This is a genomic window from Aeromonas diversa CDC 2478-85 (assembly GCF_000819805.1).
In the GTDB taxonomy this organism is placed as follows: Bacteria; Pseudomonadota; Gammaproteobacteria; order Enterobacterales; family Aeromonadaceae; genus Aeromonas; species Aeromonas diversa.
The window spans coordinates 108,604-121,618 of the sequence record NZ_CDCE01000010.1; the positions used below are offsets into that span (position 1 = coordinate 108,604).

A 13,015-nucleotide genomic window follows, 5' to 3' on the forward strand; every position below is an offset into this window, starting at 1 on the left:
GACATGATGAAAGCACTGGAAATCACGGAACTGAGAAAAACCTACCCGGGAGGCGTCGAGGCGCTCAAGGGGATCGATCTCTGCGTCGAGGAGGGAGACTTCTTCGCCCTGCTGGGCCCCAATGGCGCGGGCAAGTCGACCACCATCGGCATCATCAGCTCGCTCGTGAACAAGAGCGCCGGCCAGGTGAAGGTGTTTGGCCATGACATCGACCGGGATCTGGAGAAGGCCAAGGCCCAGCTCGGCCTGGTACCCCAGGAGTTTAACTTCAGCCAGTTCGAGAAGGTCGGACAGATCGTCATCAACCAGGCGGGCTTCTACGGTGTGCCGCGTGCCGAGGCGAAGATCCGCGCCGAGAAGTACCTGCGCCAGCTCGACCTGTGGGAGAAGCGGGACATGCAGGCGCGCACCCTCTCCGGGGGCATGAAGCGGCGCCTGATGATAGCCCGCGCCCTGATGCACGAGCCGAGGCTCCTCATCCTCGACGAACCGACCGCCGGGGTCGACATCGAGATCCGCCGCTCCATGTGGCAGTTCTTGCGCGATCTCAACCGCCAGGGGGTGACCATCATACTCACCACCCACTATCTGGAAGAGGCCGAGATGCTGTGCCGCAACATCGGCATCATCGACAAGGGCCGGCTTATCGAGAATACCAGCATGAAGTCCCTGCTCGGCAAGCTCGGTCGCGAGACCTTCCTGCTCGATCTGACGGCCGAATGCCCGGCGGCCCTCGAGCTGCCCGGCTATCACTGCCGCTGTGTCGACAGCCGCACCCTGGAGGTGGAGCTCGACAAGAGCCAGACCCTCAACGGCCTCTTCGCCGCCCTGAGCGAGTTGGGGATCGGGGTGCAGAGCATGCGTAACAAGGCCAACCGGCTCGAGGAGCTGTTTGTGCGTCTGGTGGAAGAGGGGAGAAAAGCATGAATTCGCAGGCCTACTGGATCGCCTTCAAGAGCATTCTGGCCAAGGAGGTCACCCGTTTTACCCGCATCTGGGTACAGACCCTGGTGCCGCCGGCCATCACCATGAGCCTCTACTTCGTCATCTTCGGCAACCTCATAGGGTCGCGCATCGGCGAGATGGGCGGCTTTAGCTATATGGAGTTCATCGTGCCCGGCCTCATCATGATGTCGGTCATCACCAACTCCTACTCCAACGTGGCCTCTTCCTTCTACAGCGCCAAGTTTCAGCGCAACGTGGAAGAGCTGCTGGTGGCCCCGGTGCCCAACTACGTCATCATCGCCGGCTTTGTCGGGGGCGGCGTGGCCCGCGGTCTCTGCGTGGGGCTGATCGTGACCCTGGTGTCGCTCTTCTTCGTGCCGCTGCAGATCCATCATCTCTTCAGCGTCTGCGTCACCGTGCTGCTCACCTCCATCGTCTTCTCCCTGGGCGGGCTTATCAATGCGGTGTTCGCCAAGAGCTTCGACGATATCAGCATCATTCCCACCTTCGTGCTGACGCCGCTCACCTACCTGGGCGGCGTCTTCTACTCCATCACCCTGCTGCCCCAATTTTGGCAGGGGGTGTCCCAGGTCAACCCCATCATCTACATGGTCAACGCGTTCCGTTACGGCTTTCTCGGCATCTCGGACGTGCCGCTGACCACGGCCTACCTCATCATCGGTGGCTTCATCGTTGCCCTCTATACCCTGGCCTGGTGGCTGGTCTCGCGCGGCATCGGTTTGCGCCACTGAGGCGGGTTTGCAAGGAACAAGGCGCTGCGGCGCCTTTTTTATGCGTGTCGCACCGGCTCGACCCTGACAAGGGGCGGTCGCACCGCCCATATCCTTCATTTTCGTGGGGTCGATCATCATGGGGTGGATTGTCAAACGACGACAAGTTGTTAGACTAGTTGCCTACCCATTAAGAGGTGTTTTATGGCGTGGCGCCTTCCCGCCCGACTGCTTCTGGGGGGCTTTTTCCTCCTCTCGGCGATCTTCAAGACCCTCTCTCCCGCCCTCTTCGTGCAGCAGATCGATGCCTTCGGGCTGGTGTGGTCTTCGCTGCAACCCGCGGTGGCCTGGGGGGTGATCGCCCTGGAGGCGTTGGCGGGCGGCGCAGTGATCATGGGGCGGCGCTGGGGCGTCTGGCTGATGATCGCTCTGCTGCTGATGTTTATCGCCGTGCTCGGATACGGCGTCGCCATCGGTCTCGACATCGCTTGCGGGTGCCTCGGCAAAGCCGATCTGGGCTCATTGCCTCAGGCTATCGGGCGCGATCTGCTGATGCTGGCCATGGCGGCCGCTCTGCTCTTTCCATCTCGCCCCTTCTCTCTCCCAACCAAGGAAGTGTCATGATGAAAACCCGTTCCCTCTCCCTGCTCGCCTCGCTGGTGGCGGCCTCCCTGATGCTGGGCGGCTGTGGTGACAATCAGTTCGAGCAGGAGGTCAAACTGGAGCAGAGTGCGGTGCAGCTGGCCAACGAGACGGCGCAGGGCCACTACCAGCTGATGACGGTGGCCGAGCTCAAGGGGCGTATGGACAAAGGGGAGGCCATGGTCATCCTCGATACCATGCCGCTCGATGCTTCTTACAAGAAGGGGCACATTCCGGGGGCCAAGAACTTCGTCTTCGTCAAAGAGGCCAAGGCCGAGCCGGTCTGGAGCGAGATAGTGGAAGGGGAGGGGAGCGAGGCGCAGCTGCTGGCCCTGCTCGGTGAGGACAAGGATCGCCCCCTGGTGATCTATTGCGGCTTCGTTCAGTGCGGGCGCAGCCATAACGCCGCGGCCTGGGCCGTGGCTCAGGGGTATCGCCAGGTCTATCGGGTGCCGGGTGGCATCTTTGCCTGGAAAGGGGCCGGTTACCCCCTCGCTACCGACTAAACGAAAGACCCGCCATCCGGCGGGTCTCTTCTTGGTCAGCCTCCGGCCCGCAGCGGGCAGAGGCGAGGGCGTGCGCGTTACAGGGCGACGCACTGATTGTCGATGAGGCGTGCCTTGCCCAGGAAGGCGGCCATCAGGATCACCGCCTCGCGGCTCTGCTCATCGAGCGGGAGCAGGGTGCGGGCATCGACGATGTCGATGGCGTCGGTCTTGAAGCCCGCCTGGTCCAGGGCGCGGGCGCCGTCGCGCACCAGGGCCTCGAGGTCACGCTCGCCGGCGGCCAGTCGGCTCGCCAGGGTTTGCATCACCTGGGCCAGGGTCGGGGCGATGGCGCGCTCGGCAGCGGTGAGGTAGCCGTTGCGTGACGAGAGGGCCAGGCCATCGTCGGCGCGCACCGTGGGCACGCCGACGATCTCGATGGGCATGGCCATGTCGTCGACCATCTGGCGAATGAGCGCCAGCTGCTGAAAGTCTTTCTGACCGAAACAGGCCACGTCGGGCTGCACCAGGTTGAAGAGCTTGGTGACGACCGTGCTGACGCCGCGGAAATGGCCTGGGCGCAGGGCGCCTTCCAGCAGGGCAGACAGACCCGGCACCTCGACGAAGGTCTGGTTGGCCAGCCCCTTGGGATACATCACCTCCGGGGTTGGGGTGAACACCAGATCGGCGCCGGCGGCGCGCAGGGCGTCGCAGTCCTGCTCCAGGGTGCGCGGGTAGTTGGCCAGATCCTCGGCCCGGTCGAACTGCATGGGGTTGACGAAGATGCTCACCACCACGCGCTCGGCGCGGGCGCGGGCCTCGGCCACCAGGGTCAGGTGCCCCTGGTGCAGGTTGCCCATGGTGGGCACGAAGGCGATGCGCTCGCCGGCGCGGCGCCAGGCGCCAAGGGTGGAACGAAGATCGGCGATCTGTGAGACAACCAGCATGAGATGAACTCCTAAGCTAAGGGGGCCTGTGGCCCCCTGATGTCAGTTGAAGCAGTGCTCCGGGCCGGGGAAGGTCCCCTCGGCCACTTCCTTGATATAGAGGCGGACCGCGCCACGCAGGTCGCCACCCTGGATCAGGAAGTTCTTGGTGAACTTGGGCACATAGCCAGAGGTGATGCCGAAGGCGTCGTGCATCACCAGGATCTGGCCGTCGGTGACCGGGCCGGCACCGATGCCGATCACCGGGATGCGCAGGGCCTTGGTGATGCGCTCGGCCAGGGAGACCGGCACGCACTCGAGCACCAGCAGCTGGATCCCGGCCTCTTGCAGGGCCAGGGCCTGGCGGTAGATCTCCTGGGCCTGGAACTCGTCACGCCCCTGCACCTTGAAGCCGCCGAAGACGTGCACCGACTGGGGAGTCAGCCCCAGGTGGCCGCACACCGGCACCCCGTTGCGGGTCAGGTGGCGAATGGAGTCACACAGCCACTCGCCCCCCTCCATCTTGACCATGCGCGCACCGGCGGCCATCAGGCGGGCGGCGTTCTGGTAGGTCTGCTCCGGGGTGGCGTAGCTCATGAAGGGCAGGTCGGCGATGACCAGGGACTTCTCGGCACCGCGGGCCACGCAGCGGGTGTGATAGACCATCTCGTCCATGTTGACGGCGAGGGTATCGTCGCCCCCTTGCAGCACCATGCCGAGGGAGTCGCCGATGAGCAGCACATGGGCTCCCTCGTCGTCGAACAGCTTGGCGAAGCTGGCGTCATAGGCGGTGATGGCGGTGAACTTCTGTCCCTCCTGCTTCATCTTCAGCAGGGTGGCGGTGGTGATCTTGCTCATAAAGGCTCCTACACGGCAGGGGCCGGCGCCACGACCATGAGGCCGTTACGCGGGCACTGGGCAACCAGATCTGACAGGGACGAGCCACAGGGCAAGCTGAGACGGGGGGCTACTTCGTGCAGGGGGAGCAGCACAAACTCCCGAACCTTCATGCCGTAGTGGGGCACGGTGAGACGCTCGTGCTCGATGACGGTGTCACCATAGAGCAGCAGATCGAGATCCAGGGTGCGGGGCCCCCAGCGCTCATCCTTGCGAACACGTCCCTGTTCCAATTCGATACGTTGCAGTTCATCCAGCAGCGCCAGGGGGGCGAGGGCAGTCTCCAGGCCGACCACGGCGTTGACGTAGTCGGGCTGGTCCTGCGGCCCCATGGGCCGGCTGGCATAGAAAGATGACGCCAGTACCAGTCGGCTCTCTGTCACCTGGCGCAGGGCCTCGACGGCGCGCTGCGCCTGCTCGAGGGGGGCGTCCAGGTTGGAGCCGATGGCGACGAAGGCGAGGGTCATTACTCGGTGGCCGGCTTGCGGCGACGCGGACGACGCCGGCGGTTGCTGCGCTTCTTCTCACCGCGCGGCTCGTCACGGCTGGCGTCCCGTTGCAGCTGCTGACGCGACTCGGGGGCGGACTCCACATAGCGCTCCCACCAGCTGGCCAGCTCACCGAGGCCTCGTTCGACCCGGTTGCGCAGCAGCAGGAAGTCGTAGGCGGCGCGGAACTTGGGGTGCTCCATGGCGCGTTCGGGGTGGCGTCCCTGGCGACGGGTCAGACGGGTCTGCAAGGCCCAGATGTCGCGAATGTCGGTGGTGAAGCGGCGTGGCACTGCGATGACGCGGGTCTGGTTATCCAGCACCTCGTTGACCGCCATCATGAAGGCGTCGTGCCAGGGCAGGCCACTCTCGTTCTCCAGCACCCGGGCACGGCTCTCGACCGGTCCCCACAACAGGGCGGCGTAGATGAAGGCAGGGGTGACGCGCTTGTCGTCCTGCACCCGCTTGTCGGTATCGATCAGCGCCTGCTCGATGAAGCGCTCGCAGACCGAGTCCCCGTTCGGGGTCAGCAGCGGAGTCAGCTGCGGGAAGAGTTGCTGGAACAGGTTGTAGTCGCGCAGCTGGCGATAGGTCTCCAGGGCATGACCGGCCAGGAACAGCTTGAGGGTCTCCTCGAACAGGCGGGCCGCCGGGATATCCTGCAACAGGGGCGCCAGCTCGCGGATCGGCGCCGCGGTGCGCGGGCTTATCTGCATATCGAGCTTGGCGGCAAAGCGCACCGCCCGCAGCATTCGTACCGGGTCTTCCCGGTAGCGGGTCTCGGGGTCACCGATGAGCTCCAGGCGACGGGCCTGCAGATCCTCCAGGCCCCCTGCGAAGTCGTGCAGGGTGAAGTCCTTGGCGCTGTAGTAGAGGGCGTTGACGGTGAAGTCGCGGCGCTCGGCATCCTCTTCGATGGTGCCGTAGACGTTGTCGCGCAGCAGCATCCCCTCTTCGCTCTGGGCGGAGATGTGACGGCTGTTGTTCACCTGATGGTGGTGGCCGCGGAAGGTGGCCACCTCGATCACGTCGCGGCCAAACACGATGTGAGCAAGACGGAAGCGGCGGCCGATGAGACGGCAGTTGCCGAACAGGGCCTTGATCTGCTCCGGGGTCGCCTCGGTGGCGATGTCGAAGTCCTTCGGCATCTTCCCGAGCAGCAGGTCACGGACGCCACCACCGACCAGATAGGCCTCGTAGCCGGCCTTGTTCAGGCGGTAGAGTACCTTGAGCGCATTCTCGCTGATCTCCTTGCGCGAGATGGAATGCTCATCGCGGGAGAGGATGCGGCGTTCATGGATGACGGGGGCTTGCTGCTCGGATTCCATCGGCATGCCGCCCTCTTCCTTGCCTAGCACCTTGCGGCAAAAGTTTGCGATCTGGGAAAAAATGGTACACCTCGATAACTCTGTTTGACGGGAGGCCAAAAAATAGCGGCCTATGATAGCTCAGGCCCGACCAAATGAAAAACCATCTAGCCCGTCACGGGCGATGGCAGGCTGATCCGGTGCGGTACCCGTGCCAGTTGCCAGTGGTGGATGGCCCACTCGAGCAGCCGGGCCGGCGGGGCCCCGTGCAGATCGCCGGGGGCCGGATGGCCGAGAAAGGCCAGTGCCGCCAGCAGAGGGGCGCCGGGGTCGTCCGGCAGGGCTCGGGCATGGTTCTGCTTGGAGAGCTTGTTGCCATCGGGCTGCACCGCCAGCGGCAGGTGCACCCAGGCGGGGACGGCGGCACCCAGGCGCTGATAGAGGGCTATCTGGCGCACCGTGGGCTCGAGCAAGTCGGCCCCGCGCACCACCTCAGTGATGCCGCTGTCCATGTCGTCGATGACCACGGCCAGGTTGTAGGCGTAGAGACCGTCGCGCCGGCGCACGATGAAGTCTTCTCCGGCCAGGGCCGGTGCCACCTCGATACGCCCTTGCAGGGTATCGTCGAAGTGATAAACCGGGTGGCGCTGGCGCAGTCGGGCGGCGCAGCCCGCCGGGCCGAGCCCCAGCTCGCGGCAGGTGCCGGGATAGAGGCCGCCGGCGGCCGCTATCTCGCGCCGGGTGCAGCGACACCAGTAGAGATCGCCGCTCTGGTAGAGGCGTTCGATGATCTCGTCGTAACGGGCATGGCGCCGGCTCTGGTACATCACCTCCCCATCCCAGGTCAGGCCGTAGCGCTCCAGGGTGCGCAGAATCAGGTCGCTCGCCCCCGCCATCTCGCGCGGCGGGTCTATGTCCTCGATGCGAACCAGCCACTGTCCTCCCTGGGCTCGTGCCTGCAGATAGCTGCCAAGGGCCGCCACCAGGGAGCCGAAGTGAAGGGGGCCGGAGGGGGAGGGGGCGAAACGCCCGACATAGGGTGGTGTCATGGTGTCAAGGAAGTCGTCGCGCGGTTGGGGTATGCATTCTGCGCCCCTGACAGAAAAACTCAAGCCTGCTCGCCATCGACCTTGGGAGAGTGGCACGCATCTTGTAATGCTGCTGGGCTGTGGATGGCAGCATCCACCCTTGCTCTTGGCGAATCCGTTCGCCTTCCGTCATGGTTTGGCCGCCTTTGGGCGGCCATTTTTTTACGTGGCGCCGATGTTGGGGGTTGGCACGGGACCTGCAAACTCTTCGGCGTCCTGCCCGCAGGATGTGTGTGTTCATTTCAGGTATTGGACTGGCCAGCCGGCCAGTCCGTTTTTTTTACCTCAGCGTGAGCCTGCCTCTGCCCCATGATGGGGCGCCTTTGCGTCCTGGTTGTGCAGGTTACGGCTGTCGATGGCCAATTTACCTATCATCTGGCCCCCCTCGAGGATGCGATGAGCCTCTGCCAGGCTGGCCGGGGTGAGTCGCGCCAGGGTACGGGTCAGGGTGGTGCGCACCAGGCCCTCGTCCACCATGTGGGCGACCTCCCCCAGCAGATTCCCTTGGCGCTGCATATCCCCGGTCTTGAACAGGGATCGCGTGAACATAAACTCCTGGCTGAAGGTGACGCTCTTGGCCTTGAGCAGGCTCATGTCCCAGGGCTCGGCCGACTCGGCGATGGTGCAGATGTGGCCAAAGGGGGTGATGAGATCGCTCATGCTCTGCCAGTGTTGCCCGGTGGCGTTGGTGCAGAAGATATAGTCGACCCGATCGATCCCCTCTTCGGCCAGCGACGCCGGCAAATGGTGATGGTTGACCACCTTGTGTGCCCCCAGGCTCATGACCCAGTCGCGGCTCTCGGGGCGCGAGGCGGTGGCGATCACCTCCACATGGGGCAGCAGGCGGCGCGCCAGCTGGATGGCGATGGAACCCACTCCACCGGCGCCGCCGATGATGAGCAGGCGTCCCTGACTCTCATCGTGCAAGCCGATGCGCTCGAACAGGCTCTCCCAGGCGGTGATGGCCGTGAGCGGCAGGGTGGCTGCCTCCACATCGCTGAGGCGTTGCGGGGCGAGGGCGACGATGCGCTCGTCCACCAGTTGCAGGGCGGCGTTGCTGCCGGGGCGGCTGATGTCGCCGGCGTACCAGACCCGATCGCCCACCTTGAAGCCGGTCACAGCACTGCCGATGGCGATCACCTCACCGACCGCGTCCCAGCCCAGCACCCGCGGGGTTGGCTCGACCTTGGCCTTGGGGGCACGCACCTTGACGTCGACCGGGTTGACCGAGACGGCGTTGACCCGTACCAGCAGATCCCGGGGGCCGGGCTCGGGGGCGGGCAGATCGGCCTCGATGAAGCAGTCGGGGTGATCGCTCGGCAGATAGTGGGTCAGGGCAATGGCTTTCATGTGTGCGGCTCCGTGGCTTGGGGGGAATTGGTGGCCACTCTAGCGCCTGTTATTATTCCGATTAAGTTGGGTAATCCATAAAGAGTGTTCGTATAAATGAACAATCAGCCGCTCGATCTGATGGGACTGTTTGCCGTACTGGTGGAGCAGGGGAGCTTTACCGCCGCCGCCGAGCAGCTCGGCATGCCCAAGTCTTCGGTGAGCCAGAAGCTGGCCCGCCTCGAGGCGCACCTCGGGGTACGGCTGCTGCAGCGCACCACCCGGCGCCTGCACCTCACCCCGCAGGGAGAGGCCTATTATCAGCACTGCCGGGTGATACGGGAGCGGGCGAGTCAGGCCGCCAGGGAGATGAGTCTGTTGCAGGAGACGGCGATCGGACGGCTGCGGATCACGGCGCCCGAGGCGACCGGCATCCTGTTGCTCGGTGGCTGGTTGGCCGGGTTTCAGCAGGCTTACCCCGGGGTCAGCATCGAGCTGGTGCTCTCCGACGAGCAGCGGGACCTGATAGGGGAGGGATTCGATCTGGCGATGCGGGCGGCGCCGCTCAAGGATTCAAGCCTCATCTGCCGCAAGGTGGGGTCGGTGGCGCGTCATCTGGTGGCGGCGCCCGCCTATCTGGCGCGGCGAGGGGAGCCCCATACCCTGGCCGAGCTCAGTCAGCACGAGTGTCTGGTGCACCACTCTCTGCCCCTGTGGCCTCTGGCAGAGCGGCCCTTCATGCCCCCCTCCCGCACCCAGAGCAACAGCCTGCTGGCCTTGCATCAGATGGCTCTGGGCGGGGCCGGCATCGCCCTGCTGCCGCACCACCTGTGCGGCGATGCCTTGCAGGCCGGAACCCTGTGCCGGGTGCTGCCACAGCTGGCGATCCCCGATAACCCCTTCTACTTCGTCTACCCGAGTCGGGAATATCTGGCGCCAGCCCTGGTTGCCCTGATGGAGTGGGTGCAGCAGCGGCTCCCCTTCGCCCGTCCTTACTCCTGAGCGGGGTGGACCGGGTGGTTGCCGAGGGGAACCGACTGGCGCTCGGCCAGCATGCGGATCTGGGCCTCGATGGGCCCGGCGTTGGGGCCCAGCACCAGTACCAGTTGATGCTCGTTGATGACCATCCAGGAGAGGCAGCCGAGCTGGGGTAGCCGGCTCTGATCGACCCGCCCCATGCTCTCGACCCGCAGGCTGAGCCGGGTCAGGCAGACGCTGATGGCTTGCAGGTTGTCGAGCCCCCCCAGGGCCTTGAGGTATTGAATGGCCAGCATCTGAGGATCCCCCGCGGGGGCGCAGGCCGCCGTGGCATGGCCCAGGGGGGTGAGCTGGCACAGCTTCTCCCCGCCCAGCAGCAGCCAGAAGGTGAGGGCATAGACCACGAAGAAGAGAATGCCGATGGGGATGAGCCAGAAGGCGTTCACGCCGCTCGGGGCGCACAGCAGCAGATCGAGCAGGCCGGCCGAGAAGTAACTGCCCACCTCGATGCCGATCATCTTGCACAGGGCCAGGGAGAAGCCGGTCAGCAGGGCATGGGCCAGAAACAGGCGTGGTGCCGTGAAGGCAAACAGAAACTCGATGGGCTCTGTGATGCCGAGCAAGGCCGAGGTGAGGGCCAGGACCAGCAGCATGCCCCCCTGGGCGCCCTTGGGCCTGTGCTGCCGGTGCAGCCAGATGGCCAGGGTCGCACCCGGCAGGCCGAACATGATGATGGGGTAGAGGCCGGCGACAAACTCGGCGTGAGGGGGCAGAGCCTGGGCCAGGGCATCCAGATCGCCGGTGCCGATGCCGACCAGGCTCCCCAGCACCTGGTGCAGGCCGAAGGGAATGAGCAGCCGGTTGAGCACCCCGTAGCAGAAGGCCCCGAGCGGTGTGTCGAGCAGCCGCTGGGCGAGCAGCACTATGCCCTGCTCGAAGGCGGGCCAGAGACCGGCGAGCGGAAACACCAGCAGCAGGCAGGCGAGGGCCGACAGCAGCATGGCCAGCGGCTCGCCTTGCAAGGGATGCAGCACGCGCGGCAGCCGCAGAGCCATGGCCCAGGGCCAGCAGAGGGCGACCGTGATACCGGCCAGCAGGCCGCACATCATGTCCGCGTGCAGATGCGGCAGCAGGCTGTCCATGGCGCTCGAGAGCAGCAGATACCCCACGGCACCGGTCAGCGCCTGGCCGCCGTGGCCGCGTTCGCTCAGGCCAAAGGCGATGGCGATGGCATAGATGAGGGGCATCTGGCCGAACAGGGCCTGGCCGGTGAGGCTCAAGACGGGGAGCTGCAGATCACCTAGGCGGATCAGCAGGGCCGCCAGGGGCAGCAGAGAGACCGGCAGCAGCAGGGCGTAGCCGAGCCGCTGCAGGGTCTTGGTCAGGGGGCGAGTCAGGTGCATGCCAGGGCTCTGAAATGTGATGCGGCGCACAGTTTACCCTAGTCATCCCCATTTGGGGATAGCGTTTTCACCCCCTGGGGTCACGACTCCTCGAACAGGGCGCGTACCTCGGCCTCGGGCGGCGGGGTCAGCCGCGTGACGATCACAAAGGCCAACAGGCCGGCCAGCAGGCTCGGCACTATGGGGTGCACGCCCCAGGGCTTGATGGCCAGTTGGTTGAGCAGACCATAACTGATGGCGCCGGCCAGCATGCTGGCGAGCGCCCCGGCGCCGTTGGCCCGCGGCCAGTAGAGGCCGAGTACCAGGGGCCAGAGGAACACCGCCTGCAGGCCGCCGAAGGCGAGCAGGTTGAGCCAGATGATCATCTCGGGGGGCTTTAGCGCCGCCACCAGCACCAGGGCGCCGAGGATCAGGGTGCACAGCAGGGAGAGACGCGGCACCTGGGCCCGCATCCGCTGCTCGCTCGGGCGCACATAGTTGATCCAGAGATCCTTGACCAGGGTGGCCGAGGCCTGAATCAGCTGGGAGTCGATGGTCGACATGATGGCGGCCATGGGGGCGGCGAGGAAGACCCCGGCGAGCCAGGGGGGCAGCACCTCCATCATCAGCGAGGGCATGATCTTGTCCGGACTATCCATGCCGGGCAGGATGGCGCGCCCCAGGGCGCCGGCCAGGTGCATGCCAAACATGAGAAACGCGCTCACCAAGGTGCCGATGAGAATGCCCCGGTGCAGCGCCTTGCTGTCGCGATAGCCAAAGCAGCGCAGGGCCGAGTGGGGCAGGCCGATCACCCCGAGACAGACCAGCACCCAGAAGCTCAGCATGAAGGGTTGGGTCAGCATGTCGCCGGCCCCGGAGGGGCTGACCAGCTTGGGGTCGATCTCCTGCAAGCCGTGGATGAGGTTCGGCAGGCCATCCCCGGCCACCAGAATGCCGCCGAGCAGGGCGGCGGTGCCGATCACCATGATGAGTCCCTGCAGGGCGTCGGTCATCACCACGGCGCGAAAGCCGCCGATCACCGTATAGAGCAGCACGCAGCCGGCAAACAGGAACAGCCCCTGCTGGTAGGAGAGGCCGGTGGCGGTCTCGAGCAGGCGCGCCCCGCCGATAAACTGCACCACCATGGTGGCGATAAAGGCGAGCACTATGGTGAGCGAGCCGATGATGACCACGGCGCGGGAGCGGTAGCGGGCCCACAGCATGTCGTTGATGGTCACCGCATCGACCCGGCGGGCTATGATGGCGAACTTCTTGCCGAGCACCCCCAGGGTGAGCCAGACGGTGGGCAGCTGGATCATCGCCAGCAGCACCCAGCCGAGCCCCACCTTGTAGGCGGCGCCCGGCCCGCCGATGAAGGAGGAGGCCGAGGTGTAGGTGGCCACCAGGGTCATGGCGAGCACCAGGCCCCCCATGCTGCGATTACCGATGAAGTATTCGCTCATGAAGTTGTCGCCGCCGCGGTGGCGGCCGGCCCAAAAGCCCACGGCCAGCACCAGCAGCAGATAGATGACGAGGGGCAGCAGCAACTCAGGATTCATCGCCGGGCTCCGTGTCGTTGAGATCCACCTCGACGAAGAGACGCTCGACCATGAAGGCGCACAGGGCGATAAACAGCAGGGGCATCACCATGCAGCTGAGCAGGAACCACAGAGGAATGCCCCACAGCGCGATGGCCTCGGGGACGGCGTACGCGCTGGCGTACCAGGCGATGAAGTAGAGCAGGGCCAGCCCGAGACAGAGCAGGGCTTCCCGGCGGGCGAGGATGAAGCGGTTCACCTTGGCCTCCAGCAAAACGG

The 13,015-nt window shown here is 65.4% G+C and carries 14 protein-coding genes; 5 read left to right on the forward strand and 9 right to left on the reverse strand.

The features are described from left to right. The first annotated feature begins 6 nt into the window (after positions 1-6). The 4 genes from BN1121_RS02315 to BN1121_RS02330 all read left to right on the forward strand — a co-directional run bounded on the left by BN1121_RS02315 (position 7) and on the right by BN1121_RS02330 (position 2,824). Positions 7-927, forward strand: coding sequence for an ABC transporter ATP-binding protein (locus BN1121_RS02315; RefSeq protein ID WP_081606413.1), 921 nt, complete (start codon positions 7-9; stop codon positions 925-927). Beyond that, entirely contained in the window at positions 924-1,697 is a 774-nt protein-coding gene (locus BN1121_RS02320; RefSeq protein WP_005350536.1) for an ABC transporter permease, read from the forward strand. The genes BN1121_RS02315 and BN1121_RS02320 overlap by 4 nt, the downstream gene beginning before the upstream one ends. A gap of 183 nt (positions 1,698-1,880) precedes the next feature. Then, positions 1,881-2,300, forward strand: a complete 420-nt coding sequence (locus BN1121_RS02325) for a MauE/DoxX family redox-associated membrane protein (protein ID WP_005350538.1) — start codon at positions 1,881-1,883, stop codon at positions 2,298-2,300. Beyond that, on the forward strand, positions 2,300-2,824 hold the full coding sequence (locus BN1121_RS02330; RefSeq protein WP_005350546.1) for a rhodanese-like domain-containing protein: 525 nt from the start codon (positions 2,300-2,302) through the stop codon (positions 2,822-2,824). The genes BN1121_RS02325 and BN1121_RS02330 overlap by 1 nt, the downstream gene beginning before the upstream one ends. A gap of 77 nt (positions 2,825-2,901) precedes the next feature. Here the strand turns inward: BN1121_RS02330 and panC are convergent, their stop codons facing one another. The 6 genes from panC to BN1121_RS02360 all read right to left on the reverse strand — a co-directional run bounded on the left by panC (position 2,902) and on the right by BN1121_RS02360 (position 8,859). Next, positions 2,902-3,750, reverse strand: coding sequence for a pantoate--beta-alanine ligase (panC, locus tag BN1121_RS02335; RefSeq protein WP_005350549.1), 849 nt, complete (start codon positions 3,748-3,750; stop codon positions 2,902-2,904). Positions 3,751-3,792: 42 nt separating this feature from the next. Next, a complete protein-coding gene (gene panB, locus BN1121_RS02340; protein ID WP_005350552.1) occupies positions 3,793-4,587 on the reverse strand; it encodes a 3-methyl-2-oxobutanoate hydroxymethyltransferase in 795 nt (264 codons plus the stop codon). An 8-nt stretch (positions 4,588-4,595) separates the two neighbouring features. Beyond that, on the reverse strand, positions 4,596-5,093 hold the full coding sequence (gene folK, locus BN1121_RS02345) for a 2-amino-4-hydroxy-6-hydroxymethyldihydropteridine diphosphokinase (RefSeq protein WP_005350554.1): 498 nt from the start codon (positions 5,091-5,093) through the stop codon (positions 4,596-4,598). Then, positions 5,093-6,541: a polynucleotide adenylyltransferase PcnB gene (pcnB, locus tag BN1121_RS02350; protein WP_043157307.1), complete on the reverse strand. Its 1,449-nt coding sequence runs from the start codon at positions 6,539-6,541 to the stop codon at positions 5,093-5,095. The genes folK and pcnB overlap by 1 nt, the downstream gene beginning before the upstream one ends. 47 nt (positions 6,542-6,588) lie before the next feature. Beyond that, on the reverse strand, positions 6,589-7,470 hold the full coding sequence (gene gluQRS / locus BN1121_RS02355; RefSeq protein WP_005350557.1) for a tRNA glutamyl-Q(34) synthetase GluQRS: 882 nt from the start codon (positions 7,468-7,470) through the stop codon (positions 6,589-6,591). Positions 7,471-7,794: 324 nt separating this feature from the next. After that, positions 7,795-8,859 carry a zinc-binding alcohol dehydrogenase family protein gene (locus BN1121_RS02360; RefSeq protein ID WP_005350559.1) on the reverse strand — a complete coding sequence of 355 codons (1,065 nt, stop codon included), beginning with the start codon at positions 8,857-8,859 and terminating at the stop codon, positions 7,795-7,797. 96 nt (positions 8,860-8,955) lie between these two features. On the opposite strand from BN1121_RS02360, the gene BN1121_RS02365 reads away from it, so the two are divergent. Further along, on the forward strand, positions 8,956-9,840 hold the full coding sequence (locus tag BN1121_RS02365) for a LysR family transcriptional regulator (protein WP_005350560.1): 885 nt from the start codon (positions 8,956-8,958) through the stop codon (positions 9,838-9,840). Here the strand turns inward: BN1121_RS02365 and BN1121_RS02370 are convergent. The 3 genes from BN1121_RS02370 to BN1121_RS02380 form a co-directional block, all read right to left on the reverse strand. Then, positions 9,831-11,219: a PTS transporter subunit EIIC gene (locus BN1121_RS02370; protein WP_043597096.1), complete on the reverse strand. Its 1,389-nt coding sequence runs from the start codon at positions 11,217-11,219 to the stop codon at positions 9,831-9,833. The genes BN1121_RS02365 and BN1121_RS02370 overlap by 10 nt on opposite strands. 80 nt (positions 11,220-11,299) lie before the next feature. Then, entirely contained in the window at positions 11,300-12,757 is a 1,458-nt protein-coding gene (gene panF, locus BN1121_RS02375; protein WP_005350565.1) for a sodium/pantothenate symporter, read from the reverse strand. Next, the gene (locus BN1121_RS02380; protein WP_005350567.1) at positions 12,747-12,995 is read right to left on the reverse strand and encodes a DUF997 family protein; all 249 of its coding nucleotides are present in this window, start codon (positions 12,993-12,995) and stop codon (positions 12,747-12,749) included. The genes panF and BN1121_RS02380 overlap by 11 nt, the downstream gene beginning before the upstream one ends. Between the last annotated feature and the right edge of the window lie 20 nt (positions 12,996-13,015).